Annotated in this window: 24 protein-coding genes; 14 read left to right on the forward strand and 10 right to left on the reverse strand. The window is 66.3% G+C overall.

Translation table 11 applies throughout. The annotated features are described in order from the left end of the window. Positions 1 to 33: 33 nt before the first annotated feature. Positions 34 to 1,170, reverse strand: a complete 1,137-nt coding sequence (locus D187_RS06740) for a fatty acid desaturase family protein (RefSeq protein ID WP_002631113.1) — start codon at positions 1,168 to 1,170, stop codon at positions 34 to 36. Positions 1,171 to 1,409: 239 nt separating this feature from the next. On the opposite strand from D187_RS06740, the gene D187_RS06745 reads away from it, so the two are divergent. Next, entirely contained in the window at positions 1,410 to 2,234 is an 825-nt protein-coding gene (locus D187_RS06745; protein WP_002631114.1) for a class I SAM-dependent methyltransferase, read from the forward strand. Positions 2,235 to 2,427: 193 nt separating this feature from the next. Here D187_RS06745 and D187_RS06750 read toward each other — a convergent pair whose 3' ends face one another. From D187_RS06750 to D187_RS06760, 3 genes are all read right to left on the reverse strand, one after another. Then, on the reverse strand, positions 2,428 to 4,308 hold the full coding sequence (locus D187_RS06750) for a phosphoinositide-specific phospholipase C-related protein (protein ID WP_002631115.1): 1,881 nt from the start codon (positions 4,306 to 4,308) through the stop codon (positions 2,428 to 2,430). 419 nt (positions 4,309 to 4,727) lie between these two features. Further along, positions 4,728 to 5,354, reverse strand: a complete 627-nt coding sequence (locus D187_RS49535; protein WP_002631116.1) for a TetR/AcrR family transcriptional regulator — start codon at positions 5,352 to 5,354, stop codon at positions 4,728 to 4,730. Further along, positions 5,351 to 6,688, reverse strand: coding sequence for a cytochrome P450 (locus tag D187_RS06760; protein WP_002631117.1), 1,338 nt, complete (start codon positions 6,686 to 6,688; stop codon positions 5,351 to 5,353). Before D187_RS06760 ends, D187_RS49535 begins: the two co-directional genes overlap by 4 nt. A 183-nt stretch (positions 6,689 to 6,871) precedes the next feature. Between D187_RS06760 and D187_RS06765 the strand changes: the two genes are divergently transcribed. The 3 genes from D187_RS06765 (at position 6,872) to D187_RS57535 (ending at position 8,871) form a co-directional block, all read left to right on the forward strand. Beyond that, the gene (locus tag D187_RS06765; RefSeq protein WP_002631118.1) at positions 6,872 to 7,624 is read left to right on the forward strand and encodes a DUF5953 family protein; all 753 of its coding nucleotides are present in this window, start codon (positions 6,872 to 6,874) and stop codon (positions 7,622 to 7,624) included. A 135-nt stretch (positions 7,625 to 7,759) separates the two neighbouring features. After that, positions 7,760 to 8,338 carry an alpha/beta hydrolase gene (locus D187_RS57530; RefSeq protein WP_245591625.1) on the forward strand — a complete coding sequence of 193 codons (579 nt, stop codon included), beginning with the start codon at positions 7,760 to 7,762 and terminating at the stop codon, positions 8,336 to 8,338. Beyond that, positions 8,248 to 8,871, forward strand: coding sequence for an alpha/beta fold hydrolase (locus D187_RS57535; protein ID WP_051256234.1), 624 nt, complete (start codon positions 8,248 to 8,250; stop codon positions 8,869 to 8,871). Before D187_RS57530 ends, D187_RS57535 begins: the two co-directional genes overlap by 91 nt. Positions 8,872 to 9,089: 218 nt before the next feature. Here D187_RS57535 and D187_RS06775 read toward each other — a convergent pair whose 3' ends face one another. From D187_RS06775 to D187_RS56325, 3 genes are all read right to left on the reverse strand, one after another. Continuing rightward, complete coding sequence (locus D187_RS06775; RefSeq protein ID WP_043428572.1) at positions 9,090 to 9,578, reverse strand: serine/threonine protein kinase; 489 nt, start codon at positions 9,576 to 9,578, stop codon at positions 9,090 to 9,092. Between the two features lie 312 nt (positions 9,579 to 9,890). Beyond that, the gene (locus tag D187_RS06780) at positions 9,891 to 10,523 is read right to left on the reverse strand and encodes an ankyrin repeat domain-containing protein (RefSeq protein ID WP_043428574.1); all 633 of its coding nucleotides are present in this window, start codon (positions 10,521 to 10,523) and stop codon (positions 9,891 to 9,893) included. Positions 10,524 to 10,674: 151 nt separating this feature from the next. After that, complete coding sequence (locus tag D187_RS56325; RefSeq protein ID WP_043428576.1) at positions 10,675 to 11,334, reverse strand: hypothetical protein; 660 nt, start codon at positions 11,332 to 11,334, stop codon at positions 10,675 to 10,677. Positions 11,335 to 12,180: 846 nt separating this feature from the next. Between D187_RS56325 and D187_RS52000 the strand changes: the two genes are divergently transcribed. Next, positions 12,181 to 12,972 carry a DUF6310 domain-containing protein gene (locus D187_RS52000; RefSeq protein ID WP_306413563.1) on the forward strand — a complete coding sequence of 264 codons (792 nt, stop codon included), beginning with the start codon at positions 12,181 to 12,183 and terminating at the stop codon, positions 12,970 to 12,972. Between the two features lies 1 nt (position 12,973). After that, a complete protein-coding gene (locus D187_RS06795; RefSeq protein ID WP_043428578.1) occupies positions 12,974 to 13,738 on the forward strand; it encodes a DUF5953 family protein in 765 nt (254 codons plus the stop codon). Between the two features lie 28 nt (positions 13,739 to 13,766). On the opposite strand, the gene D187_RS59170 is transcribed toward D187_RS06795, so the two are convergent. From D187_RS59170 to D187_RS06810, 3 genes are all read right to left on the reverse strand, one after another. Beyond that, a complete protein-coding gene (locus tag D187_RS59170) occupies positions 13,767 to 14,021 on the reverse strand; it encodes a DUF2381 family protein (RefSeq protein ID WP_076606098.1) in 255 nt (84 codons plus the stop codon). Between the two features lie 18 nt (positions 14,022 to 14,039). Continuing rightward, positions 14,040 to 15,242, reverse strand: coding sequence for an ISAzo13-like element ISCfu1 family transposase (locus D187_RS06805; protein WP_002631126.1), 1,203 nt, complete (start codon positions 15,240 to 15,242; stop codon positions 14,040 to 14,042). A 148-nt stretch (positions 15,243 to 15,390) separates the two neighbouring features. Further along, positions 15,391 to 17,283: a sigma 54-interacting transcriptional regulator gene (locus D187_RS06810; RefSeq protein WP_002631127.1), complete on the reverse strand. Its 1,893-nt coding sequence runs from the start codon at positions 17,281 to 17,283 to the stop codon at positions 15,391 to 15,393. 234 nt (positions 17,284 to 17,517) lie between these two features. Here D187_RS06810 and D187_RS06815 point away from each other — a divergent pair, with 234 nt between their 5' ends. From D187_RS06815 to D187_RS06850, 8 genes are all read left to right on the forward strand, one after another. Continuing rightward, entirely contained in the window at positions 17,518 to 18,000 is a 483-nt protein-coding gene (locus tag D187_RS06815; RefSeq protein ID WP_002631128.1) for an MSMEG_0572/Sll0783 family nitrogen starvation response protein, read from the forward strand. Positions 18,001 to 18,067: 67 nt separating this feature from the next. Continuing rightward, a complete protein-coding gene (locus D187_RS06820; RefSeq protein ID WP_002631129.1) occupies positions 18,068 to 19,030 on the forward strand; it encodes a Nit6803 family nitrilase in 963 nt (320 codons plus the stop codon). Then, a complete protein-coding gene (locus D187_RS06825; RefSeq protein ID WP_002631130.1) occupies positions 19,017 to 20,129 on the forward strand; it encodes an MSMEG_0568 family radical SAM protein in 1,113 nt (370 codons plus the stop codon). The genes D187_RS06820 and D187_RS06825 overlap by 14 nt, the downstream gene beginning before the upstream one ends. Further along, positions 20,129 to 20,686, forward strand: a complete 558-nt coding sequence (locus D187_RS06830) for an MSMEG_0567/Sll0786 family nitrogen starvation N-acetyltransferase (RefSeq protein WP_043428584.1) — start codon at positions 20,129 to 20,131, stop codon at positions 20,684 to 20,686. The genes D187_RS06825 and D187_RS06830 overlap by 1 nt, the downstream gene beginning before the upstream one ends. Next, positions 20,679 to 21,671, forward strand: coding sequence for a sll0787 family AIR synthase-like protein (locus D187_RS06835; protein WP_002631132.1), 993 nt, complete (start codon positions 20,679 to 20,681; stop codon positions 21,669 to 21,671). Before D187_RS06830 ends, D187_RS06835 begins: the two co-directional genes overlap by 8 nt. A gap of 1 nt (position 21,672) precedes the next feature. Beyond that, entirely contained in the window at positions 21,673 to 21,975 is a 303-nt protein-coding gene (locus tag D187_RS06840; RefSeq protein ID WP_002631133.1) for an MSMEG_0570 family nitrogen starvation response protein, read from the forward strand. Positions 21,976 to 22,012: 37 nt separating this feature from the next. After that, complete coding sequence (locus tag D187_RS06845) at positions 22,013 to 23,245, forward strand: MSMEG_0569 family flavin-dependent oxidoreductase (protein ID WP_002631134.1); 1,233 nt, start codon at positions 22,013 to 22,015, stop codon at positions 23,243 to 23,245. A 1,008-nt stretch (positions 23,246 to 24,253) separates the two neighbouring features. After that, the gene (locus D187_RS06850; RefSeq protein WP_043428585.1) at positions 24,254 to 25,033 is read left to right on the forward strand and encodes an AAC(3) family N-acetyltransferase; all 780 of its coding nucleotides are present in this window, start codon (positions 24,254 to 24,256) and stop codon (positions 25,031 to 25,033) included. The last annotated feature ends 1,295 nt before the right edge of the window (positions 25,034 to 26,328 follow it).

Consider the following 26,328-nt stretch of genomic DNA (forward strand, 5'->3'; position numbering starts at 1 on the left):
CCAAACGCCTGTGGCCGTCAAAGCGGGAACCCCTCATGCCACATCGGAGCGCGAACCGGGCTCCATGGCCGCCTCACGGGGGGCAAGCCTCCGCATGGTGCTCTTGTCCACCGCGACGTCCACCATCTTCCGCAAGCGCGTCCAGACACTCTCCTGCACATAGGGGATGCCGTACTTCTGGCACAGCGCGAGCACCTTCGGCTGCACCCGCTGGTACTGGAGCATCGGCAGGTCCGGGAAGATGTGGTGCTCGATCTGATAGTTGAGCCACAGGTGGAGGTAGTCGTTCAGATCTCCCCCGGTGTGGTAGTTGGTGGTGCCAATCACCTGCTGGACGTAGCGCTCGCCCTTGCCCCCGGGCGCGGAGTCGAAGCGGTACAGGTCCTCGCCGGTGTGGTTGGGTCCCCCCACCATGAAGGTGTGCAGGTTGGAGAGGATCTCTGCCAGGAGCGAGTTGCACAGGGCGCTGAAGGCGGCCCAGGTGCCCAGCGGCAGGAAGAGCGCGGGCAGCAGGACGAAATTCCAGGCGATGTAGGGCGCGTAGCCGCGCAGCAGCACCTCGCGCCACTCCTCGCGGGTGAGCGGGCCGTCCGGGCGGCGCTTGCGCCGGAACGAGGCCAGTGTCGTTGGCGCGTAGTAGCTGGCCCGCCAGGTGCTCGCGAGCAGCACGAGTCGGAGGTAGCGCAGCGCGAGAGGAAGCCCGGTGCTTCGCATGAAGCCCTCGGCGTTGCGCTCGTGCACGTCCGGATCCCCGTCCTCGCCGGTGTGCGAGTGGTGGAGCACATTGTGCTCGAACACCCAGGCTTCGGGGAGCATCCAGTCGAACCAGTCGAGGAAGCGGCGTTTGCCCTTGGCGAACTCCTTGCTCGTGCGCTCGACGGGGGTGCCTGGGACGCGGTCGTAGCAGCGGTGCCCCACATGGTGCATCACCATCCATCGTGAGGAGCGGCCAATGCTCAACGCCGCGATGCTCAGCGGGTTGGGCAGCAGCCAGCACGTGGCCAGGCCGAGCACCGTGGCCGTGCGGCCCCAGCGCTCGATGCGCCGCAGGTGGAGATAGTCCGCCTCACCGATGGAGGCGTCGATCTCGGCGCGCAGTGCGCGAATGTCGGCCAGCAGGCCCTCCACGTCCACGGACGCGGGATCGAAGTTGGTGGTGGCGCGGGACACGAGAGGGGACCTCAGCTCAGGCAGGCACGACGAGGAGGGGGTCGCGATGAGCGCGCCAGCAAGGAAGTACTGGGGAACGCACGCTACCCCTGGGCCGGTGGTTCGGGGAAGGGGGTCGCGCGGGAACGTCTCCTGGGACACCGAATGGTTTGAAGCTGCTTCCGCCTGCTGGCGCCGCTCGACCCTGAGTAGCTTTGTTTCGCTGGCGGCGATCGGCGCCGCCACGGCTCGAGGCAACGATGGAAGCGAAGAAGATTCGTCTGACCAGGGAAAAAGAGACGTACCTCGCCACGCTGTATGGCAAGGCGATGGATGCTGCGGCCGAAAACTCAATCCTCGGCGACCGATTCGCGGCGGACGCCACGGCGCGCATCGACTACGACTTCAAGGCGTTGAAGCTCCCGAAGGGAGGCGAGGTCACCCTGCCGATGCGGGCCTGGCACTTCGACCAGTGGACGCGAGCGTTCCTCTCCGCGAACCCCGAGTCGACGGTCCTGCACCTTGGCTGCGGCCTCGACACCCGCGTGTACCGGATCGACCCGGGGCCGAAGGTCCGCTGGTTCGACGTCGACCTTCCCGACGTCATCGCCTTGCGCGAGCAGTTGTATCCGGAGCGCGAGGGCTATCGCCGGATTGGCGCCTCGGTGACCGAGCTCTCCTGGCTCGACGCGATCCCTGGAGACACGCCCGTTCTCGTCGTCGCCGAGGGATTGGTGATGTACCTGCACGAGAAGGACGGGACGGCGTTGTTCCGGCGGATCACCGATCAGTTTCCGGGCGGGCAGCTCGCGTTCGACGGCTACAGCGGAGCGATGGTGCGCCTGGTCTCCCGCCTCGCGACGGTGCGCGGCGCGAAGGTCGAGCTCGTCTGGGGAGTCGACGATCCGCACGAACTCGAGAAGCAGGTCCCGAAGCTTCACCTCGCCGAGGACGTCGAGTTCCTGACGATGCCCAGGCTGGTCGAACGGCTGTCCAGGAACTGGTTCTCCGGGGCGATGTACGGGGTCATGGGCCGACTGCCGTTCTATCGGCACCTGATCCGTCACCTGCGCTATGCGTTCTAGGGGGGAGTCGGCTTGGCGGTGAAGGCGGTCCGAACCAGCCACCGCCGTCCCATCCACGCCGTCCTCGGCGCGCGGCGAGTTCCTCCCAAGCCCGTCCGTGGCCGGCACGCGGGTGGTCGCGGGCCCGGTGCTCGAACCCGCGGGTGTCTTTGGGAGGGCCGTATTCGCCTGCTTGTACATCCCATGACGACTTTCAGCGTTGGATTCGAGCGGACGACACTTTGCCGTCGAGGCCGTTGTGGTTCTTGAACGTGACCTTGAGGAACGCGTCCTCGAATGAGGACTGGAAGGTTCCGACGACCCTGGGCTGCAGGATGTCCTGCTTGACGTAGATGGTCGTGTAATCGTCGCCGGTGCCGCCACTCGGGTCGTCGTAGACGGTGAGCGTCGTTCCCGCCTTGGCGATCACGATTTTCGCGGACCGCGCCTCGTCATTGTCGCAGCCATAGCCGTTGTTCTTGAAATTGACAAATTGGCCGGTCGTGAGGGGCAGCGTGCAGACGATGTTCTGGGACGCGTTGTTCCCCTCGTACAGGACGACCGAGGCGTCCGCGAACATGTCCCCGGCCTGGGGCTCCACCCGGATTCGCGAAACCTTTCCGTCGAGGCCATTGTTTCGCAGGTAGACCGCGCGATAGTTGGAATTGTCCGTGCTCGTCTCGAAGCTCGGCACAACCACCCGCTCGTTCATTCCAATGTCGCGCTTGACCTCGAGGAAGTACCAGTCGTCCTCGCGGTTGCCGCTCGGGTTGTCATACAGCGAGATGCGAACGCCTTTCTTCACGCCGGACAGTACGAGTGAGCGCGCTTCGTCGTTCTCGCACCCCAGCCGCGCGTCGTCGCTCGACTGGAGGTCGATGCTCCGGTTGATGGTGGTCGCAAAGCCGCAGACGATGTCCTCGGTGCCGCTGCCGCCTTCGTAAAAGATGACGCCGCCGTTGTTTCGCCACTCGACGTATTCGGTGGCATCGCCGCGATTGACTTGATCCAGCGCGATGAAGTTGGGTTCCCGCTTCGCCTTGGGGCGGCAATACGATTGGTCACGGTCCAGCAACTTGTCGAAGCGATTGTCCAGGTCCCCATGCAACGGGTAGGGGATTTTATGAAAGTTGTTCATCACGAACAGCCGGGGCCAGCCATGATAGGTGGACGACGCCGCCACGGTATCGAGCGGGATGCTGCTCCAGCGTGTGTCGCAGGAGTAATTGTGGCTGGTGACCAGGTCGCCCAGATTATAGGTGTTCTCGACGTTGAGATTCTGGTCGTAGATCAGGTGTACGGTGCCGGAACTCGTTTGATGGTCGCCCGCATTCTGCGATTTGTTGGTGATGATGAACAAGCGCTGGTTGGCATTGATCAACTCGCCGAGCGTGGGCCATTGCTTTCGCGAGGACCACGTCGTCGGCTTGAAGGTGTAGGTCGCCAGGTTGGGGATGCTGCTCAAGGCTCGGGTCAGGTCGGCCCTGTCCGTGTAGTCCTCGAGGAAGACGGTGATGACGGCGTTCCGGTTCACTGTGAGGGTTGGCATCACGCTGATTTTGAATTCATCCGCGAGGCTCCGGCTGCCGGGGTAGCAGATTCCATGGCACAGCAAGACGCTGGATTCGTGGATGTCGAACATCAGTCCGCGCACGCCGCGCGCCAATTGGTAGACCGGGGACATCTCCTGGTTGGAACCGATTCCGCCGGAATCCCTGCCCCAGGAGAAGGCATTGTGGCTCGTCAGCCATACGTATTCGTTGAAAGGCCGGCTCGTGTCGGCAATGAGGCCCGGTTGGGCCGCCCGAGCGAGGTCCGCGGGAGAGGGATTCGCGGCCCGCTCGATTTCATCGGGCGTGATAGGCTTCTCGTCCGGTGACGGAATGGCACTCCGTGGATCTTGCCCCGGTCCCTGGTCCGCCTCGGGAGGCTGTTCGACGTTCGAGGGATTGATCGTCGTTTGTTGCGGCGCGGGCGGTGGAGCGGAGGCTTCTTTGGTTTGCGAGGCACATCCGGAACCCGCCGCCGTCATGAGGCACGTCAACGCTCCGAAGATGAACTTTTCAACGGAACTCCACTTCGGTACGGTTTTCATACGAACTCCTTGTGCATACAGGTTGGGATTTGACTGTCTGATCAAAGGGGTCGAACTGCTCGCGCATTTCCTCGCTTGGGCTGCGTAGTCACCAGGAGTGTTGTCATTGGACAGTCTCCGCCCATTCGCCCCCTTCGCATGAGGCCCCCTCTATTAACAACTCGCCTCGCGGAGAGCTCATGCGCTTTTTGCTGAATTGACAACCGGGAGAAAAGGTGCCCCTCGTCAAGCCCACCCACATGAGGACGGCGCGCGGCATCAGCGAGGATGACATCATCCCGAACCGCTCGGCAGGCTACCGGCTGCTGCGCGGCGAGGTGAAGCACCAGAGCTCGAGAACCTGGGGCCCACGGGGCCGCTCGTCCTGGCCAGGCGCGACTAGCCCTCCGGGAGCGGGACGGGGGGCCGGGCCCCCGTGCTCAGGCCCGTGTGCCGCGCGGTTTGTTCGCCGGGGGAGGAGGGCCCCCAGGCTTCGTGCGGATGCCATCGAGCACCACGCCCAGCATGCGGGGGAAGAGCTGCTCCGCCGTCATTTCCAGCTCGGCCAGCACGTCGGGCCGTATGAGCTGGTCCACCAGGGTGAGCACCATGAGGATGACGAGCCGGGGCTCCATGTCCGAGCGCAGCGCACCCGCCTTCACCCCCGCGGCGACGAACGCACCGAAGCGCTCCTGGACCGATTGGCGTCGCAGCTCCAGCAGCTTCTGCCAGAGCGCGGGGGCGTCTCGCTGCAGGTCCCGGAGCACCGCGGCCCCGCGTCCGTAGTGGCCCGCCACCGTTCGCGCGAAGGCCTCCAGCCGCTCGCCGAAGTCCCGCCGCTCGTCCTCGAGAATGGCCCGCAGCTCCTCGCCGATGCGGGTGAAGAGGGCCACGATGGCCGCCTCGCCCAGCTCCTCCTTGCTGGAGAAGTGCCGGTAGAGCGTCTTCTTGCTCATCCGCAGCTCGGTGGCGATGTCATCCATCGTCACGCGCGAGTAGCCGTGGGCGAGGAAGCACTGCTCGGCCTTCTCCAGGATGCGCGCGCGCGCATCGTCCACTTCCGTCATGCGAGGGCTCCCTGCCGCGGCCCTTCGTACACCATCTCCACGCCCCTCGCGGGGCCGATGGTGATGTTGCGGCGCACCGGGCGCTCCGGTGTGCCGTTGGCGAGCGAGAAGCGGTGCGCGGCCAGCAGCGAGCCCAGGACGATGCGCATCTCGTACTGCGCGAAGGCCGCTCCAATGCAGCGCCGAGCCCCGCCGCCAAAGGGCAGGTACTCGAAGGGCGAGTACTTGCGCTCCAGGAAGCGCTCGGGACGGAAGTGCTCGGGCTCGGGGTAGAGCACCGGGTCCACGTGTGCCAGGCAGATGGCGGCCATGACACCCGTGCCGGGCGGCAGCTCGCGCCCACGCAGGGTGAAGGGGGCCAGGGTGCGGCGGCTCACCACCGGCACGACGGGGTGGAGGCGCAGCGCCTCGTCACACACCGCGGTGAGGTAGGGCAGCTTCACGAGCGCCTCCGGTTCGGGCTGCGGACCCAGCGGGGCGAGCTCCTCCAGCAGCCGCCGCATCGTCCCGGGGGCGCGGTGCAGGTGGTAGAGGGCCCAGGCCATGCCGATGGCCGTCGTCTCGTGGCCGGCGATGAGCAGGGTGCGCAGCTCGTCCTTCAGCTCCACGTCGGCCATGGGCTGGCCCTCCTCGTCCCGCGCGGCGAGCAGCAGGCTGAGGATGTCGGTGTGGCCCGCCTCGTGCCCGCGCCGGGTGGCGAGCTCCTCTGTCAGCAGTTGGTCCAGCTCCGTCACGTGGCGCTGGAAGCGGGCCCAGGGGCCCAGGCCCCCGAAGGAGCGCCGCAGCGGCACCGCCAGCATCAGCAGCGGCGTATAGGACTCCATGTAGCCCGCCAGCACCTCGCGGTAGCGCCGCATGCGCTCCGGCTCCTCGATGCCGAAGACGGCGCGGATGATGACTTCCAGGGAGATGGACTGGGTGAGCTCCTGGGCGCGCAGGGGGCCTCCCGGACGCAGTGTCTCCACCGCGCGCAGGGTGATGTCCCGCATGAGCTGCCCATAGGCGCGCATGCGCTCGCCGTGGAAGGGCGGCATGAGCAGCTTGCGCTCGCGCTTGTGGCGCTGCCCGGCGATCAGCAGCAGCGAGTGGTCTCCCACCGCGGGGGCCAGGGGGAGCTGGCCCAGCGGCTCGAAGAGGGCCGGGTCCGCGCTGAAGATGTCGCGGATGCCTTCCGGGTCTCCGGTGATGACCACGTTGCCCACCGGCAGCGGCACGGTGAATGGATCCCCGTAGCGCGCGCGGCAGTCGAGGAAGAAGCCGGTGGCGTCCCGGAGGAAGCGGAACGTCTGCACCGGAGTGATGCGGGGCCCGGACGGCAACTGTGGGGTGGTCATGGCTCGTCCTCCTGGAAATGGCGCTGGAAACTCAGGAAACGATAAAGGTGTTATGAGTTTCCGACAACCTTTTCCCGGCGGGGCCACCCGCTACGACCACGTCGCGCTTCGTACGGCGGAGGAGGGGCCACGAGACGTCGATTCCCCTACGCCTGGGCGTCGGCGCCATGGTCTGGTGCCTGGATGACGGCCTCGCGCAAATCCATCATCTTCGGCGTCTACGCCCCCGCGCTCGAGAGCAATGACGAGCGTATTCACTCCGTTGCGTCGGAGCCGGGACACACGCCTGCTGGCTTGCGCCTGGCCTGGTCGATCTCCGACGGGGGGCGGTTCATCCCATCGCCTCAGCGCGATGCGTGGCTCGGCGAGGAGGCCGTGCACGAGGAACTTCCGAGACCTCGCGACGCGGGCGCGGGCCATCTCGTGACACTCATTGGGTGGGAACGGCCGGCGGCTCTTTCTCCAAGCGGGCGGGAGCAATTCGAAGTCCATGCGAAGTGGCCCCTGGGCGCGGTCGACAGCGAAGCGGCGGCGGAGTTGCTGGAGCGTGTGGCGGAAGGGGTCCGCGCGTACTGGGGGCATGCGACGCCGAACGACATGGTGGCGGGGATGGAGCCGCGAGTTCCTCCTTCGGGACGGCCCATGCTCGAGCGCTCGGAGGACACCCGCTCCCCTGGGATGCCATGGCACCTGGGGTGGCTGAACTATTGGTCGGCCGCCGCCGCGAGGTCCCTCGGCTTTCCGGATCCCACGCGTGACGCGGACCTTCTCTCGCGGGCGAAGCGCACCGCGACAGGCGGTTGGATGGTGCGGCTCACGGAGACGCCGCTCGATCTGGGCAATCCCTCCCACATCGACGCGCTCCTGCGCGGATACAAGCGCTTTCCACAGATGGGCGGAGCGCCTGTCGATCGCGCCTTCAGCGGCGCTTCATGAACGGACGGGCCCACGCTCCCGCGTTCTTCCAAGGTGTCCTCGAGGACAACCCTGGCGGCCCGGTGGGGAGGGGGGCCTCGTGAAACCTCACTCCCTGGCGGTAGGGTATCCACCTGGCTGCCCGAAGGGATGGACATGACGACGACGTGGACGCGGCGGATGCTCGCCAACGTGGCACTGGGTTTGATCCTGCTGGGAGCACTCCTCGGGCCGGGGACTCAGGCGCTCGCGGCCGGGCGGGGCTGCCAGGACAATCTCATCGCGGTGGCGCTCGCGCCCGGCCTGCCCAGGAATCAGCAGGTGTTCGCGCGCCTGTGTTTGCCCGAGGGTCCGCCGCCGGCCACGGTGCAATTGCTCGTGCACGGCATCACCTATACGCATCTGCACTGGGACTTCCCGGACCCCACGGGAGGCACCGCGCGCTACTCGTACGTGAACGCGGCGCTGGAGGCGGGCTTCGCCACCCTGGCCATGGATCGCATCGGCGGCGGGGCGAGCTCCCATCCCCTGGGCGCCCTCGTCACCATCGAGTCCAACGCCTATGTCGTCCACCAGGTCGTCCAGGCGCTGCGCGCGGGCTCGGTGCGGGGCCCCGCGGGCGCGCTCGGCTTCTCGAGAAGGTGGTGCTCGTCGGCCACTCCTACGGCTCCTTCACCGCCTGGTACGAGGCGACCGACTACCAGGATGTCGATGGCGTCATCCTCAGCGGGGTGAGCCATACCTTCCAGCCCACCGCCCCGTTGAATGTCCTGTTGCCCCTGCGGCCCGCCGCCCTGGAGCCGGCCTTCTTCGGCAAGAGCCATGATCCGACGTACCTGACCACCGTGCCCGGCTCTCGCGAGCTCACCTTCCATGCCCCGGGCAAGGCGGACCCCGCGGTGATCGCCCTCGACGAGCGGACCAAGAGCACGCTGACGCTCACCGAGTTCTCCCTCTTTCCCACCGTCATCGCGCGCCCGCTGGACATCCGTGTCCCGGTACTGCTCGCCAACGGCGCCGGGGACACGCTCTTCTGCGGCCCCACCCTCACCAGCGGCAACCTGTGCTCGAGCGCCCAGACGCTGCTCGCCCTCGAGGCGCCCCGGCTCGGCCCGCGGGTGCCGTGTGTGGAGGCCTGGGTGCTGCCCGGCGCGGGTCACATGCTCAACACCATTCTGGACGCACCCCGGTGGTTCGCCGTGGCCCAGGAGTGGTCGACGCGGCTCGTGGGCGCGGGTCCGGGTCCCGCGCCTGGTTGCGCGCGGTGAAGGGTATCGTCGAGCCCGACCTTCAGCTGCCTCCGAGAGCCCCAGCGGGCGCACTCGCCGTCACGAGGCACGGAGGCTGGCCCGCGCCACGTCGCACTCCTCGCAGTGCTCTTCGGGAGGACAGAGAAACAGGAGCGGCTCCGAGGCGAGGAGCTCCAGCGCGACAGCTCGGGGGCACGAAACTCCTCCGTTGCAGGTGGAAGCCGCGTCTCCGTGAGTCAAGCCGCACTGCCAAGAGAAGCGATACCAAAATCAATCAGGACCGGGCGTTCGCTCGTTTCGCGAATCAGGATGTTGGTGGGCTTCAAGTCCCGATGAAACACCCTCGCCCCATGCACTTCCCCCAGCGTCCGGGCGACGTCAAGGATGATGCGCACGCACTTGCGCGCGGAAGGATTGTGTTTCAGCGCGAACGCTTCCAGCGTGTCTCCCGGTACGTACTCCATGACGATATAGGGATGGCCTATCGCCGGATGCGGCCAGAAGTCCGAGCCCACGTAGCGCACGACGCCCGGGTTCTCCAGGTGGACGAGGATGCCGATTTCCCGCTTGGTTCTCCCATCCATGGGGCCGAGAAGCAGTTTCAACGCGAAGAAGCGGCCTCCGCGCTCGACCTTGTACACGACGCCAAGGCCTCCCGCCCCCAACTCCGCGACGACCTTGTAATCCCCCACCGTCTCGCCGATGTCGGGATGCCTCACTGCCATATGAGGCTCAGAAGGGGGGGGACCGGGCGGTGGGCACCTCCTTTCGACGTAGCGCCCCCACCCGCACAGTCCCTGCTCCGAGATGAAGTGGAGCACCTGCGTAGCGGCTTGAGTAAGCCGCCCTGCAGCCTGCTGGGGGTGTGCAGGGCATCGGTAACCAGCAGTTCTCACGCGCCGTGCCGAGCCTCAAGGGATGGAGCGTCCGCCGATCTTCGTGAATCGCTCGGAGGCCCGTTTGAACGTGTCCTGGTGCGCGGAGTTGTCCTCGAGCGGCGCCCCGCCCGCGTGAACCGGAGACTCGCGCCCTGCACTCTACAAGGGCATGCGGTCCTTCGCTCCTCCGAGCAGATCGAACGCGGTATCCCATGTCTGGGAGTCGGATTCAGCGCGCGGCGGCAGGCGGTAGTGAGCGGGTCGGCCATCCTCGTCCGGGGCCTTCGGATCGGCGCCCGCGTCGAGAAGCAACTTGATCATTGGAAGGTCCAGCCGACGTGCCGCGTGCCCAAGCGCGGTGTATCCGGTCAGCCCGCCCCAGTCGTTGATTGTCCGAGTGGCCCCCGCGCCCAGGAGGAGAGAGGCCATGCCCACATTGCCCATCTCCACACACACCCGCAGCGGCGTGTCCCCTTCGCTGCTGCACACGTTGGGCTCGGCCCCCGCCTTCACGAGCGCTTCGACTGCCGCCATCTCATTTTCGCAGACCGCCACCAACAAGGGGGTCAAGTCCCCCTCTGCGTCCCAGGCGTTGACGTCCGCGCCGTGCTCAATGAGCGCCAGGACCACGTCGAACTCGCCTCCGTCGGAGAGTTCGTTGATAGCCACCTGCAACGGAAGCAATCCTGGCCACTTCGACTGCGGCTCGTTCGGATCGGCTCCCCCGGCCAGCAACGCCTTGACCTGGGCCGTATCGTGCTGCGTGATCGCTGCGAAAAGTTCTTTCGACATGGCTCACTTCTCCGCCATCGGATGACCTGGGGCGCAATTCTCCTTTTCGAGTCTCTCGGCCTTCGCGATCGCCTGTTCGAGTTGGAGCATGATTGTCTTGTGGCCCGGATCGGGCTTTCCTCCAAAGCACTTTTTTTGAATCTCCCACCGCTTATCCACAATATTCTTCAGAGCCTCGATACGCGGCCGGATCGCGGAGCACGGCGCCTTGTCCAGCTGTTTCGAGTGGAGCGCCTTCGGATGCTTCCTGACGCTCAAATTCCTCCATGAGCCGCCGCGACTGCTCCGCCACCTCCCGCAGTCGCGCCTCGTACTCCCGTTGAGCGTCGACCCACTCCGGGCGGCGGTCGATCTCCGCCGGGGCGGTGCTGGGGGGATAGAGCAGCGCGAGGACCGCGAGTAATGGGCCCACTTGGGGAAGCGCCACAACGACCGTCCTGGCACGTCCGGCCCGCACGAATGCCTCTGCCCCCCTCGACACCTCGGCGGCTTGCCCGCTCGCCTTCGCGGCGTTGGAGAAGCGCTCGAAGGACTGTTCCGCCGCGGTAAGCGTGCGATTCAACGCTTCCCATTGACGCGGCGCCAGGTCGTTGCGCGCACGAGACAACAACACCCTGGCATGGTCCAGGTCCGCCTTTCCAATCAGCGACGGTGGCTGCACCGGCTCCCTCGGCGCGGAGACGAGCCGGATGCTGGGGCTCGAAGGAGGAGTCAGGGCGATGGCGTGGGGCCGTGGCATTAACGGCGGGCGGGGCGCGCTCGCGCAGGCGGAGACAAAGAGCAGAAGCGCGATGCACGCGCGGAAAGGCATGGCTACATCCTCCCACCCAGTCAGGACCAGATGGGTCCTGGCGGGACTGCCCGGAGTATGCAGGCGCCCTCTGACGGCCAAGCGGCGCGGAGAACGCCGGAGCAAGGCGGGTTCGGTGCGCGGAGCAGCAGTGATGCATGGCTCGGGCGCGGCAAGCATGTAGGAGGCGGTACGGCGTCACGGGAATCTGGGTATTGGACCATCTTGCGCAGCACGAACACCGGGCGGCCATCCTTGCCGTTGAAGGTTCGCCCTCCCTTCCACCTGCCAGTCCACACCCTGCTGTTGTCCACGTTGGAGCCCCTCCGTTTGGTCCGAACTTGGTCCCAAGGAGCCGGATTTGGTCCCCGCAGCAGAGGGCGCGGCTCAGAGTGGCGGGCAACCTCTACTGGACGCGGCGGGAATCGAACCCGCGCCGGGCGGTGCGAAACCTCTAGCAGATTCGCGCCCTTACCTCGTAACCGCCCGGAATGCCTGGGAGTCGTCATCCCGCCGCGTCCCACCCTGTCCCGCCCCGTTCCAGGCCATTCCGCAGGCTCGTGCGACATATGCGCGACATGACGGGGAGCTGTCTGCGCACTCGTTCGTCGCTGTCGGGGGGCGCTTTCATACTCCGACCGGACCCACCAGGACCCGCCAGGTCCTAGATTCAAGGGAGGACCGGCCATGCGTTTCCGAGCGTGCATCGCACTTCTGCTCTACGTCTCCGCTTGCGCGACGTCAGCACCAAGCCCGGAAGAGCCCGTGGACTGGGACCCGAGGTATGCCAACCTCCAGCGAGCGGCGGCGCTGCCCTGGACGGATGGGGGGCGGTGCGCCGTCCGCGAAGCTTCCGAGCCCTGGCCCGTGCTGGCGGAGCGGTGCTATCAGGCCCTCGACCATGACCGGATCGAGTTCCACGACCTCGCGGGACGATGTGCGGTGGCCTCAGCGGGCGCTGCGGCAATGGGGCTCGGGGTCTGCGTCCTCGCGGCGCCGGAGATCGTCGTGGGCGCGGTAGTCGTGGCGGGCGTGGTGGTGGTGGGATTCGCCATCAAAGAGGCCCTGGAGGCTTACGAGAAGAGGGGCCGTCCCCAGGTTCGGCCGCCTACGCAGCCGGTGCCGGAGACGCAGCCGGTGCCGGAAGCGCGGCCCGTGCCTGAAGTGAAGCCCGTGCCTGTAGCGAAGCCCGCCCCGCAGAAACCCTCGCCGACAAAAAGACCCAAGCCGGAGCCAAAGGGGCCGGATTTTTTCCCGCCTCTGGATCCACCCGAGACTTCGGAGCGAGATCGCAACAGGTGCGAGCCCATACCGAAAAATTATCACCGTGGCGGTAATAAATTGCACAACAAGTGCGCCGACAGAATTCCGAATAACATTAACCCAGGTGGGGATGTGTTCGTGAATGGGAAGGACTTCGACGCGCTGCAACTGGCCACGCGCACGCTGTGGGAGGTCAAGACCGACAACTTCGACACGTACCCGCCCGAACTTCGGAGAATTGTGCTTGAGGAACAACTGCCGAAGTTGCAGTACGAGCGCGCCCTTGCTCTGGCCTGCGGATTTGACTTCAAGGTCGGTGTGCGCAGCGCAGCACACAAAGCTGCCCTGCTCAAGCAAGACCCCACCCTCAAAGTTGTCATCATGGAGTGGTGCTGAAATGCCTGCAACGCAAGAAAACGACATTGGTATTATCGTCTACGCGCCTGCGCTCGTAGGTGCCGACAGCCGCCCTTTGGCTGTTGTTCATGGAATGGAACGCGCGTTCCCTGGCTTACGCCTGGAGTGGACGATTTCTCGCGAGGGGAAGCTGGTCCGGCTGCCGCAGCGCGAGTCATGGCTCGCCCAAGGGAGGCCGACCGGAAGGGGGTTTCGGCTCATTTGCAATGGCGACGAGAGCCACCGGGTAACGGTGTCTGGATGGGAAAGCCCTGCGGGCACCTCGCCGGGTGGTCAGGCACAGTTTGAAGTCCATGCAGCCCTGCCGCTCAACGCAACCGGCATTGCAGCGGCAGCGGACGTGCTAGAAGCTGTTGCGGAGGGCGCTCGCGCGTTCTGGGGGCGCGTGGATCCGGATGGAATAGCCGTGACAGTCTCAGAGCAGTTTCGCCACCCGGGGGAGGATCCGCATGTCCCGCCTAAAGGGCTGCCTTCACTCAAACTCCCATGGGAACTCCCCGCGCCTGAGATTCCGCATTACCTGGGGTGGCTGAACTATTGGTCCGCCGCTTCCGCACGGGCCATCGGCTTCCCGGACCCGGCCCGCGACGCCGTGCTGCTGTCACAGGCGAGGCGCACGGCGAGCGGGGGGTGGGTCGTGCAGCTCACCGATGCGCCGCTCGACCTGGACAACCCTGCTCACCTGGACGCGCTCAAACGGGCCTACGAGCGCTTCCCGGAGATCGGCGGGCGCGCAGCCCCTTGAGGCTCGGCACGGCTCGCGCTGGCCGTGCTCAGGGCCCCTTCGCTTTGCCCTCGGGGAAAGTGACGCTCTCAAGGGTGACGGTGCGCGGCCCGGTTGCCTCCCACAGTTTGAGGGTGCAGGGGCAGCCGAGCTGCGCGGACTCCCCCTCGATGCCCACCACGACGGCACCGGCACCACTCGCGGGGATGGGTGCCTGCTGCCATGTCGCAAGGTCCACCCGTTCCCCTGCCTTGTCCACCAGCGCCGCCCCCGCCAGCGTCCAGGGCTCAGCCCCGGGGTTAATAACGGCCTATGGCGTAAATTAATTTGCCAACTTGCGTGGGGAAATCTCGTAATTCCACTCGCCATGAAACTTGGACTTCTTTAGCGCCAACCGCTTGACTTCTGCATTGGAGATCTTGCCTCCTGTTGGATAGCCCTTACGGTCGAGCCTTGCCTTCACGTGAAGTCCCGTTGCTGTATGCGTGCTGCCAATGAGATTCACTATCGTGGCGTAGCTGATGAGTGGGCGGCCTCGCCAGTTCTGGGTAATATGGCAGAAGAGGCGATGCTCGATCTTGTTCCACTTGCTTGTGCCTGGCGGAAAGTGGCAGACAGATATATGCAAGCCGGTTTCGTCGGCGAATCGCTGCAATTCAAGCTTCCATGCACGGGGCCGATAGCCGTTGCTGCCGCCTGCATCCGCTGTGATCAACAACTCGGTAGCGTGCGGATAGGATTGCAGCCCCATCGTCCTCCACCATTGGCGAATCGACGCTACCGCGAAGGCCGGTGTATCGTGGTCCAGACCGATGCTCACCCATGCTTCATTGCGCGCCATGTCATACACGCCGTGGGGGATGGCCTTGCCGATTGCATCATCGGGGAAGTCGTGCACCTGCACCTTCTCGGGCGTTTTCTTGGGCTGCCATTCCTGGCCCGCGTTCTTGAAGTCGCCCACCAACTCCTTCTTCTTGGTGTCAACGGAGATAACCGGTTGGTTGCGCTGCTGGAAGTCCGCAGCCATTTCGTTGATGTGCTCGAACTGCGCATTCCTATCAGGGTGCGACGTGCCTTCTTGACTCTTGCGCATCGCCTGAAGGCTGTAACCCAATTCGTGCAGCAGATGGCCCACTGTCGTGGCGCTCACAGAAAACCCCTCCTTGCTCAGAGCGTCCGCCAGATGAGCTTTGCTCTTGCAAGTCCAGCGCAGCGGCGCCATCGGATCCCCCCGCGTGAGAGGGGATACCAGTCGCTCGAGAGCCTTCTTCACTCCGAGTTGCGTCCTTTCAATGTTCGGACGACCAGCTCCAGGCTGGCGCACACGCTTCGTCGCCGTCACGCCTTGCTCCAATTCCGCACGACCAGCACGGATTGTCGCGCGGGCCAGGCCCGTGGCTGCCGAAACAATCGCGTCACCGCCGTAGCCAATGGCTTGAGACTCAGCAGCTGCCCAAAGGCGGCGAGCTCGCTCGTCAAGCACTGGAGAGATGGCTTCGTACTTCGTCCGGATGACGGTTTCCAACTCGCTATTTCGCTTCACAAAACGCGTAGAACACAATATCAACAACTTGGCAAATTAATTTACGCCAGAGGCTTTTAACCACCCGTGATTACAGCTTGAAACAGTGGAGGCGGCGGGAATCGAGCCCGCCGCCTCATCGATCCAGCGTTCAGCTCAGCATGCCCAGCTTCTTCAAGCGTGACGCCAGGGTAGTGGGCTTGATGCCCAGCAGCTCGGCGGCGCCCCCCTTTCCGAACTGCTTGCCCCCACAGGCCTCCAGCGCCGCGCGCAGGTTGTCGCGTTCGAATTCGCGGATCTGCGCCTCGGTGAGGATCTTCCGGGGCTCCGCGGGTTCCGGGTGGACCTGGGCACCACTCGCGGGCAGGTCGATGTTCAGCTCCTTGCCCCGCGAGGTGATCAACGCCCGCTCGATGACATTCTGCAACTCGCGAATGTTGCCTGGCCAGTCGTGGCCTTGCAGCCGCGTGATGTCGCCCTTGCTCAGCCGCCGCCCCGGCAGTTTCAGCCGCGCGCCAATGTGCTCGATGAAATGCGCCGCCAGCAGGGGAATGTCCGAGCGGCGCTCGCGCAGGCTCGGTGAGTGGATGGGGAAGACGTTGAGGCGGAAGAACAGGTCCTCGCGGAAACGCCTGGCCGCCACCTCGGCGCGCAGGTCTCGATTGGTCGCGGCGATGATGCGCACGTTCACGCTCCGGGTTCGTTCCTCGCCGACCCGCTCGAACTGGCCTTCCTGGAGCACCCGCAGCAGCTTGCTCTGCAACTCCAAGGGAATCTCGCCGATCTCGTCGAGGAACAGGGTGCCGCCGTCGGCCAGCTCGAAACGGCCGATGCGGTCGCGTACCGCCCCGGTGAAGGCGCCGCGCAGATGCCCGAAGAACTCGCTCTCGAACAGCTCGGCGGGGATGGCCGCGCAGTTCACCCGGATCAGCGGATGGTCGCGACGCTGGCTGGCCTGATGGATGGCCCGGGCGATCAGCTCCTTGCCGGTGCCGGACTCGCCATGAATCAGGACGTTGGCATCGGTGGGAGCCACCACGTCGATCTGCTGGATGATCTTCAGGATCGGCGCGCTGCGGCCGACGATATCGCGGTACTGGTGCTCGGTACTGATCTCCTCCTGGAGATAGGCGTTCTGCTCCTCCAGCCGCTCCTTGAGTGTCCGCAGCTCGGCCAGGGCCTTCTGGAGCTGCGCTTCGGTGTTGCGCCGCTCGGTGATGTCGCGGAACACCACCACCGCGCCGATGATCCGGTCGTCCGCGAGCACCGGGGTACTGGTGAACTCCACCGGAAAGGCCGTGCCATCGCGGCGCCAGAACACCTCCTGGAGGCCCTCGTGGACCAGACCGTCGCGGACGGCCTGGTAGATGGGGCAATCCTCATCGGCATAGGGGCCGCCATCGGCGTGGCTGTGGTGATGGATGCGGTGGATGTTCTTGCCAATCATCTCCTCCACGCCCCAGCCGAACATGCGCGCCGCGGCCGGGTTGACGAACGTGGCCAGGCCCTGGCTGTCGATGCTGTAGATGCCGTCGCCCACCGCGCTGAGCAGCAGCTGATTGCCCCGCTCGTTTTCCTGGAACAACTTGAGGACATCGCGCCACTCGATGAGTCCGCCGCGCGGGGCCTGCTCGGTCCGTGGCTCGTCCTGGGGGAAGCGTTCGCGGCGAGGGTCACGCAGCGTCAGCACCAGGAGTGACCGGCCCTCGTATCGGAGATGGGTCGCGGAGAGCTCCACCGGCAGGTACTCACCGTCCCGCCGCCGGCAGGTGAAGCGATCGCTCCAGGCGCTGCCGTGCTCCAGGGCGTATCGGGTGAAGGACTCCAGGTCCGGCAGTGGGTGACCGAGGATTTCCGCCGTCGGCAGGGTCAGCAACTCCTGGCGTGTATAGCCGAGCAGACGGCTGGCGGCGACGTTGAGATCTTCTAATCGCTCCGCCTGGAGATCGAGCAGCAGGATGGCCTCGCTGCAATGTTCGAAGGCCATGTGCCGGGCGGAGTACGTGAGCTGTGTAACGCCAGAGATGTAATCGAGGTCATACATTCATACACCTACGGGAGTTCGTACGAAGCACTACGAAAGTTCGTGAATCTACGGCTTTTCGTCGTACCGGGCCGGAAGACATAAACCTCCCCTCTGACGTACAACCGGGTGATACCAGGGGGATCCTTCCCGGCGGAAGGGCGGCCGGGCCTTCTGGCACGTCCCTCGCAATCATCTCCAGCGAACCTCATGGAGCGCCGGACCCGGTGCTCCGCGACCGCTGGAGACAGTGCAATGCCAAGCGTAGATATTGCCGCCTATAAGGATGGTGACTTCCTCGTCGACCACGAGGAGAAGGTCTTCGAGGATGTCAAGGCCAGACCCGGCGAGAAGGCCTTGATCACCTTCCACACCATCGCCTTTGAAGGCTCCATCGGCCTGGTCAACATGCTCCAGGCCAAGCGCCTGTTGCGCAAGGGCTTCGACACCAAGGTGCTGCTGTACGGCCCCGGCGTGCAGCTGGGCGTGCAGCGGGGCTTTCCGACGCTGGGCGCGGAGGCCTTCCCGGGCCACATGGCGGTGAACAACCAGCTCAAGGCTTTCATGAAGGAAGGCGGCGAGGTGTATGCGTGCCGCTTCGCCCTGCAGGCGCTCTATGGCCAGACGGAGAAGGCGTTGATCGAGGGCATTCGCCCGATCAATCCGCTGGACGTGATGGATCTGCGCCTGCTGATGCGCCGCGAGGGCGCGCTGATCATCGACACCTGGACGGCCTGAACCGCTGCCTTCCACCCCTCTCGCGACGCGGGAGGGGTGCCGCCATTTCCCGCGAGGATCCCCCGCCATGCCCAGCATTCGTGCCGCCGCCGTGCAACTCAGCCCGGTGCTCTACAGCCGCGAAGCCACCGTCGCGAAGATCTGCGAGCAGATCCTCGAACTGGGCCGCGACGGCGTGCAGTTCGCGGTCTTTCCCGAGACCGTGGTGCCTTACTACCCCTATTTCTCCTTCGTCCAGGCCCCCGTGGCCATGGGCAAGGAACACCTGCGCTTGATGAACGAGTCGGTGATCGTGCCTTCCGCCGTCACCGAGCGCATTGGCGAGGCCTGTCGCGAGGCGGGCATGGTGGTGTCCCTGGGCGTCAACGAGCGCGACGGGGGCACCCTGTACAATGCCCAATTGCTGTTCGATGCCGACGGCCGGCTCATCCAGCGCCGCCGGAAGATCACCCCGACCTACCATGAGCGCATGGTCTGGGGTCAAGGCGACGGCTCTGGCCTGTGCGCGGTGGACAGCCGCGTCGGCCGGATCGGCTCGCTGGCGTGCTGGGAACACTACAACCCGCTGGCGCGCTACGCGCTGATGGCCGATGGCGAGCAGATCCACGCGGCGATGTTCCCCGGCTCGCTGGTGGGCGAGATCTTCGCCGAGCAGATCGCGGTCACCATCCGCCACCACGCACTGGAATCCGGCTGCTTCGTGGTCAACGCCACCGCCTGGCTCAGCCCGGAACAACAGGCGCGGCTCATGGCGGACACCGGTTGCGCGATGGGACCCATCTCCGGTGGTTGTTTCACCGCCATCGTCTCGCCGGAAGGCAAGCTGCTCGGCGAACCGCTGTGCGGCGGTGAAGGGGTGGTGATCGCCGAGCTCGACCTCACGCTCATCGACAAGCGCAAACGCATGATGGACTCGGTTGGCCACTACAGCCGTCCGGAGCTGCTCAGCCTGCTCATCGACCGCCGCGCCACCGCGCACGTCCATGCTCGGCATGAGAACCTCGAGGAGGCCTCCCATGTCCGGCGGTGAAACCCCTCCGGTCGTTCCACTGCCGGCCAACGAGCTGCTCGTCGAGCTGCAATGCCATGGCGTCCGTTGGCAGGGCGCCGACGGTCTGTCTCGGAAAGGCGGCGCCGGGCCCTCGGATCACAAGGCCCTCAGCCTGGGCGAGCGCACGGCCATGGTGCCGATGCTCAACCGCGCCTCGCTGGACTCGCCCTACGCCGCGGTGCCCGACGAGAGCGGCACGCGGGCGCGGCTCTTCCGCGAGGGCCTTCCCGTGGGCGAGGTCCAACTGCCGGGGGTCCCGCGCTTCTACGGTCTCACCACGGCGGAGGGCACGCCCTACTGGAAGATCGCCACCCTGCACAGTCGCGACGTGCTGGCCACCACGGTGCTCCAGCACTGCGTGCGCATGAACGAGGCCGCCACCGCCTGTCGGTTCTGTGCCATCGGCCAGTCGCTGGCCGCCGGAAGGACGATCGCCCGCAAGCGCCCGGCCCAGCTCGCCGAAGTGGCCCGGGCGGCGGTGGAACTGGACGGCGTCAAGCACATGGTGATGACCACTGGCACGCCCCAGACCCCGGATCGCGGCGCCGCCCTCCTCTGTGAATCCGCCGCCGCGGTGACCGCCGCGGTGAACCTGCCGATCCAGGCCCAATGCGAGCCGCCGGACGACAACGCGTGGTTCCAACGTCTGGCGGACAGCGGCGTGGTGTCGCTCGGCATGCATCTGGAGGCGGTCACCGACGTGGTCCGCCAGCGAATCATGCCGGGCAAGGCCGGAGTGCCGCTGACACGCTACTTCGATGCCTTCGCCGCAGCCGTCTCGGTCTTCGGCCGCAGCCAGGTGAGCACCTATATCCTCGCGGGCCTGGGCGACAGCGAAGACGCCATCGCCGCCATGGGCGAGCGCCTGGCGGCGCTCGGGGTGTATCCCTTCGTGGTGCCCTTCGTCCCCATCGATGGCACACCGCTCGCCCATCACCCCAAGCCCGACAGCGCGTTCATGCAGCGGCTCTACTCACGTCTGGGGGGCAGCCTGCGCCGTCACGGGCTGCACTCGGAGCGCATCAAGGCTGGCTGTGCCCGATGCGGAGCCTGCTCGGCGCTCAAGGGGTACGAGTGATGAGTGCCTCCTTCGCCCTGATCCCGGACACCTTCGAGCCCTGGCGCGCCGACGACCTGCGCGTCAAGCCCGCCAGCGAGGCCTGGGAACGCGCCGACTATTATGCCCTGCGCCGCGCGGTCTTCGTCGGTGAGCAGCGATTGCTGGAACAGGACCGCGACCCCCGGGACTTCCAGGCCATCCCCATCGTCGCCGTGGCCCACGCCTGCGGCATGGCCGACCGGGTGGTCGGCGCGGTGCGCATCTACGAGGAAGGGGAGGGCCTGTGGTACGGCGGCAGGCTCTGCGTGGCGCGGGACTACCGCCGCCACGCGCGGATCGGCCAGGCGCTGGTGAACGAAGCGGTGGCACGGGCCAGGGAGCTCGGCTGCCACACCTTCCGCGCCACGGTGCAAGCGGCCAACGAGACCTGGTTCCAGCGCTTGCACTGGCGCAGCCTGGAACGCCTGGAGCTGCTCGGCCAGCCCCACGTGCTGATGCAGGCGGAGCTGGAACACTATCCCTTCCTGCCGCGGCACGGCGGCTCGCCGCCCCGTGAGGAGCACCGTCATGGCTGAGCTCGCCACGCTGCTGTCGGCTCTGCGCGAGACGCCGGCGATGCGCGCCAAACAAGCCATCCAGCATCCGGCCCGGCGCCTCGCTGGACCGCCCGCGAAGGGGGAGGAGCGCTACACGCGGCCGGGGGACGATACCGCCGCGTTTCGCTGTGGCGACGGCTACCTGCTCCTCGCCATGGAAGGCATGCTGCCCGCCTTCGTGGAGCAGGACCCCTGGTTCGCCGGATGGTCCGCGGTCATGGCCAATGTCAGCGACATCGCCGCCATGGGAGGCCGGGCCCAGGCGGTGGTCAATGCCTACTGGCACCACGACGCGGCCGCCGCCGATCAACTGCTCGCTGGAATGGAGGCGGCCTGTGCCGCCTACGGCGTGCGTCTGGCTGGCGGCCACACCCATCAGGCACCGGGCAATCCCGCCTGCCTCGCGGTGGCGATCACCGGCTGGGCGCGAACGTTGCTCTCGACCTTCCACGCGGCGCCCGGCCAGTTGCTGGCGATGGCCGTCGACCTCGATGGCCGCTGGCATGGCGACGCGCCCTACTGGAAGGCTTTCGAAGGGGTGCCGGGCGAGCGCCTGCGGGCCAGACTGGAATTGCTGCCGGCCCTCGCCGAGGCGGGCCGCCTGCGCGCCGCCAAGGACATCAGCAACGCCGGCATTCTCGGCACCCTGCTGATGCTGCTGGAGCCCACTGGCTGTGGGGCCCGGGTCGATCTCGATGCCCTGCCATGTCCGGCCGGTGTCCCGTTGGAGCGCTGGCTGCGAGTCTTCCCGAGCTACGGCTTCCTGATGACCCTGGACGCCGCGGATTGGCCATACGTGGAGGCCACCTTCGCCACCGAGGGCGTGCACTGCGCCGCCATTGGCCAGCTCGATGCCAGCGCCCGGCTGTGGGTCGAGCACGCTGACCAACGCGCTGAATTCTGGAACCTGGGGGAGCGGCCCTTCACTGGCTTCGCTTGCCCGCCCCGACCCGAGGAGCACTGACATGCCCGCCGTGAACATCAAGCTGCGCTGGCCCGATGGCAAGCTCAGCACCGCCTACTCTCCTTCCACGGTCGTCTACGAGCACTTCAAGGCTGGTCACAGCTACCCGCTGGCGGACTTCCTCTCCCTCGCCGAGACCGCGTTCAACGCGGCATCCGAGCGCGTCAAGCAGGTTCGCGGATTCTATTGCAGCTCGGCGATGGACAGCCTCGCCGGTCTCCGTCTGCTGGCCCGCCAATATCCGGCCCGCGGCGCCCGCGTCGAGGTACTCGACCTGCGGACCCACGGCGCCGAGCAGGTCTGACACGACCGCGAAACCTTGTCCCAGAGGTATACATCCCATGTCCCATCACAACGTCATCGTCGTCGGTGGCGGGCAGGCCGGTCTGTCCGCCAGCTATTACCTTCAGCAGCGAGACATCAACCACCTGGTCCTGGAGAGCCGCACCCTCACCCATACCTGGCGCGAGCAACGCTGGGACAGTTTCACCCTGGTCACTCCCAACTGGCAGTGTGCGCTCCCCGGTGCTCCCTACCAGGGGGCCGAGCCGCATGGCTTCATGAAGAAGAACGAGATCATCGCCTACCTGGATGGTTTCATCGAGACGGTGCGGCCACCGGTCCGCGAAGGGGTCACGGTGCGGCGGCTCGCCGCGCGCGCCGGGGGCGGCTATCAGGTGATGACCAACGCCGGGGAGTTCAGCGCCGAGCAGGTCATCGTCGCCACCGGTGGCTACCACACGCCGATCATCCCGCGCTTCGCCGAGCGGCTGCCGCCGTCCATCCTCCAACTGCAATCCGCGCGGTACCGCAATCCCCAGAGCCTGCCAGACGGTCCCGTGCTGGTGGTGGGCTCCGGGCAATCCGGCGCGCAGATCGCCGAGGATCTTCACCTGGCCGGCCGGCAGGTGCATCTGGCGGTGGGGGAGGCACCTCGCTGTGCGCGTTTCTACCGCGGCAGGGACGTGGTCGCCTGGTTGGCGGACATGGGTTACTACGCCATGGGTGTGGACCGGCACCCCTTGCGCGAGGGGGTGCGCGACAACACCAATCACTATGTCACCGGACGGGATGGCGGGCGCGACATCGATCTGCGTGTGTTCGCCATGCAGGGAATGCAGCTCCATGGACAGTTGGATGAGCTGGAGGGCGGAACACTGCGCTTCGCGCCGAACCTGGCCGTCAACCTGGACAACGCCGACGCCGTCTATAACCGCATCAACGCCAGCATCGACAAGTACATCGAGGAGCGCGGCATCCCGGCACCGCCGGGCTCGGTCTACCAGCCGGTCTGGCGGCCCTCCGAGGAGCGCACCAGCTTGCCGGTCGAGGGCCTCGCGGCGGTCATCTGGTGCATTGGTTTCCGCCCGGACTTCACCTGGATCGACCTGCCGGTCTTCAACGGCCGCGGCCAGCCGAGCCACGTGCGCGGCGTCACCGCCACGCGCGGTTTGTACTTCCTCGGCCTGCCCTGGCTGTACACCTGGGGCTCCGGGCGCTTCTCCGGCGTGGCGCAGGATGCCGAGTATCTGGTGGACCGCATCGCGGCGGTACGCGGCGGTGCACTGAACTGAGCTTCGCCTCGAGCGCCTGAGCCGCCGCCTCGTCGAGCCCAGGGTGGTGACAGTTGTCACCAGACAGGACTTCTCCTCGGTACGAGCCCCTCTCAGGGTGGTGACTATTGTCACCAGATGACAACGGCCCGCACTTTCGCGATAAGGGGAGGGCGTGGAGCTTCTCCAAGACTCTTACGGAGCCGGGGTCAGGGAGGGCTGAATGTTTTGGAAGAAGACGCACCGACACGCGCAGGGGTCATCCATGCGATTCAACTCTCTTCGTCCGTTCAACCGTGCACAGGGCGGCCAGTCGGGTGGTCTTCGCAGCCTGTTCCATCGCCGCCAACCCGCTCAGGTCGCTCCCCAGCCCGCCCCGTCCGCGGCCTACTCCCAGCGCATCCCGGCCGACCGTTATGGCGCTCCTCAGTCCTCGGCGCACAATTCACGCCCTGTCCTGAATCCCCAGAACAAGACTTACGTTCCCTATACACAGAGCCCGAATCGACCGGTTTATGGGAAGGCGGCCCCCCAGCAGCAAGCGGGGTCCGTGAAGCCCGAGGACGTGCTCGATCCGTCCTCGTGGCGGGTGCCGCAGCGCGTCCGGGTGCCGGTGGGGTCCACGCCGCCCCCCTTGCCTCCTCGCCCGCCTCCCTTGCCTCCTCGTCCGCCCGCCTATTCCCAGGTCTCCGCGCAGAGCACGCATCAACCGGCTCTCGACCCCAGGGCGCTGTTCCAGAGCATCCCGGTAGACCCGCTCCTTTCCCCGGGGTTTGGGATCGGAGGCCCTTCCAGTCGCCGGCCTTCCGAAAGCCCTCCGATGAAAACCGCCACGGCTTCCGTCGATGTCGTCAGCCCCAGACCCGTGCGGCCCCTGGAAAAGAACATCGTGAACATGGAAAGACTCGCGAGCATGGCGGGCCCCTACTCTGGGTCTCAGGGATGATTTGAAGCCCCGGGGGGTCGAGGAACCCGTCCGTTCCATCCTTCAGCAAGCCCTGGAGCACCACGCGTCCCCTTCGGAGCACCATGAGACAGCAGCGGAGCGTCGAAGAGGTGGCCACCCAGCTTCGGGCACTGGGCGTGCGTCGAGGGGGCGTGCTGCTCGTGCATACGTCGTTCCGAGCGGTGCGCCCGATACAGGACGGCCCCCTGGGGTTGCTCCGCGCGCTGCGGCTCGCGCTCGGGGAGAAGGGCACGCTGGTCATGCCGACGATGACCGATGGCGAGTCCCTCTTCGATCCCGCGTCGACACCGACTCATGACATGGGCATCACCGCCGAGCTGTTCTGGAGACAGCCCGGCGTCCGGCGCAGCACGCATCCGGGTGGCTCGTTCGCCGCCGAGGGGCCGCTGGCCGAGCTCATCTGCGCGCCGCAGCCGCTGTCGCCCCCGCACGGTCCAGACAGTCCGGTGGGCCGCGTCCATGAGCTCGCCGGACAGGTGCTGCTCCTGGGCGTGAGCCACGGCGAGAACACCACGTTGCACCTGGCGGAGGCGCTCGCGGGCGTCCCCTACTCCGTCGAGCACCCCTGCGTGGTCGAGGTCGACGGCGCCGCACGCACCGTGATGATCGCCGAGACGGATCATTGCTGCCGGCGCTTCCAGCTCCTCGACACGCCCCTGCGCGCGCGGGCATTGCAACACGAGGGCCTCGTGGGCCACGCCCTGGCGCGGCTGTGCGACTCGCGCGACGTCGTCGCCGTCGCGCTGGAGCTCCTCGCCTCGGAGCCGCTCCTGTTCCTCTGTCCTCCCGAAGAGCACTGCGAGGAGTGCGACGTGGCGCGGGCCAGTCTCCGCGCCACGTGACGGTGCGCCGCTCCGAGAGCGGCATCAACACTTTGCCCTCGTTTCCGCATGTGCCCTCGGTGTGCGTGCGTAGGGAAGGCCAGGCACCCGGCGAGAAGGTCGACATCAACAGCGCGGGACGTTCGCGTTGGATGTCTTCATGGCACCCAACGCAGTGCACGCCATTCTGGAGCACCTGTCACTGCCCACGCGGCCTGCTTGGGCTGGCCGCAGCGCGGGGGCCACCCCAGCACGCGTGGTGTTGAGCCTCGAGCCGTGGAAGCGGCGGGAAGCGAAGCCGTCGCCTTGCACTCCCAGAGCGGGCCTGACGGAGTTTCGTGGGAGCCTGGCGGTAACGTGTGCCCTGGCAAGGGCTGGTCCGTGTCGGATATGTGGTTGTTCTCCGCGGAGTATTGCTTCACCGCACTGCTCGTGCGTGCCGCCCACTTCCCCCTGGCCGCCCAGGCCCTCTCCCTGGGCTGGTGTCTGCCTTCACTACTCTCCTGCTGGGCCGAGCAGCACCACGAGCGGCTCGACGTGCGCACACTCGCCTACCAGCCGCCCTTTTGTTTCATTCACGGATTTCCAGGACAGACGGGAGCGGCCAACTCCTTTCGTCTGGTCATTGTGTCAGAAAACAAGAATGAAGCTTCTCAGAGGGAGAATTTCCTCGAGTCGAATTCCTTTCGAGAGTCCGTGCCTGTACTTGAACAGTCATATCGTATATTATTGATGGCACTCCGCTCGCCCATCCGCTCGAGGAACTCCCATGTCCGTCAAACCCGTCAACCACTCGAACCAGGCCGCCATCATCGAGGCCCTGAACAGGTCGAGAGAGACGACTCCCACCCCACCTGCTGACCCCACCAATGAAGCGCCTCCGTTGGTGGAGAAGAACCCGCGCCAGAACAGGTTCGAGGCCGACGGCTTCGAGCCCTCGAGCACGCAGGGTCGGACCCAGGTCCCGGAAATCATCCAGGTGGTCACGGACGCGCTCAACGGCGAGGAGGATGGCGTGCCCGAGTTGACTGATACGCCTGCTACCCCCGTGACACCCGCAACTCCCCCCGGGGCACCTACTCCGCCCCCCCCGTCAGCCAGGCCGCCTGAGCCCACTCCCGCCCCGTCGATCAGGCCGCCCGAGCCCACTCCCGCCCCGTCGATCAGGCCGCCTGAGCCCACTTCCCCCCCGTCAACTCCTGCCCCCACGAGCGCTCCCATCGGTACGCCCAAGTGACTGTGTTTCGGTAGGAATGCGGACGTGACCTCCGACGTGTAGGTCGGAGGTGTAGTGCGATGGGGCCCTCGCCCTCCAT

The sequence above is a fragment of the Cystobacter fuscus DSM 2262 genome (genome assembly GCF_000335475.2).
GTDB lineage: Bacteria > Myxococcota > Myxococcia > Myxococcales > Myxococcaceae > Cystobacter > Cystobacter fuscus.

Bases quoted from the DNA above. Each gene is read 5' to 3' on its own strand.
- D187_RS06745 (WP_002631114.1), top strand. From the start codon at position 1,410: ATGGAAGCGAAGAAGATTCGTCTGACCAGGGAAAAAGAGACGTACCTC.
- D187_RS06750 (WP_002631115.1), bottom strand. From the start codon at position 4,308: ATGAAAACCGTACCGAAGTGGAGTTCCGTTGAAAAGTTCATCTTCGGA.
- D187_RS49535 (WP_002631116.1), bottom strand. From the start codon at position 5,354: ATGACGGAAGTGGACGATGCGCGCGCGCGCATCCTGGAGAAGGCCGAG.
- D187_RS06760 (WP_002631117.1), bottom strand. From the start codon at position 6,688: ATGACCACCCCACAGTTGCCGTCCGGGCCCCGCATCACTCCGGTGCAG.
- D187_RS06765 (WP_002631118.1), top strand. From the start codon at position 6,872: ATGACGGCCTCGCGCAAATCCATCATCTTCGGCGTCTACGCCCCCGCG.
- D187_RS57530 (WP_245591625.1), top strand. From the start codon at position 7,760: ATGACGACGACGTGGACGCGGCGGATGCTCGCCAACGTGGCACTGGGT.
- D187_RS06775 (WP_043428572.1), bottom strand. From the start codon at position 9,578: ATGGCAGTGAGGCATCCCGACATCGGCGAGACGGTGGGGGATTACAAG.
- D187_RS06780 (WP_043428574.1), bottom strand. From the start codon at position 10,523: ATGTCGAAAGAACTTTTCGCAGCGATCACGCAGCACGATACGGCCCAG.
- D187_RS56325 (WP_043428576.1), bottom strand. From the start codon at position 11,334: ATGCCTTTCCGCGCGTGCATCGCGCTTCTGCTCTTTGTCTCCGCCTGC.
- D187_RS06795 (WP_043428578.1), top strand. From the start codon at position 12,974: ATGCCTGCAACGCAAGAAAACGACATTGGTATTATCGTCTACGCGCCT.
- D187_RS06810 (WP_002631127.1), bottom strand. From the start codon at position 17,283: ATGTATGACCTCGATTACATCTCTGGCGTTACACAGCTCACGTACTCC.
- D187_RS06815 (WP_002631128.1), top strand. From the start codon at position 17,518: ATGCCAAGCGTAGATATTGCCGCCTATAAGGATGGTGACTTCCTCGTC.
- D187_RS06820 (WP_002631129.1), top strand. From the start codon at position 18,068: ATGCCCAGCATTCGTGCCGCCGCCGTGCAACTCAGCCCGGTGCTCTAC.
- D187_RS06825 (WP_002631130.1), top strand. From the start codon at position 19,017: ATGTCCGGCGGTGAAACCCCTCCGGTCGTTCCACTGCCGGCCAACGAG.
- D187_RS06830 (WP_043428584.1), top strand. From the start codon at position 20,129: ATGAGTGCCTCCTTCGCCCTGATCCCGGACACCTTCGAGCCCTGGCGC.
- D187_RS06835 (WP_002631132.1), top strand. From the start codon at position 20,679: ATGGCTGAGCTCGCCACGCTGCTGTCGGCTCTGCGCGAGACGCCGGCG.
- D187_RS06840 (WP_002631133.1), top strand. From the start codon at position 21,673: ATGCCCGCCGTGAACATCAAGCTGCGCTGGCCCGATGGCAAGCTCAGC.
- D187_RS06845 (WP_002631134.1), top strand. From the start codon at position 22,013: ATGTCCCATCACAACGTCATCGTCGTCGGTGGCGGGCAGGCCGGTCTG.
- D187_RS06850 (WP_043428585.1), top strand. From the start codon at position 24,254: ATGAGACAGCAGCGGAGCGTCGAAGAGGTGGCCACCCAGCTTCGGGCA.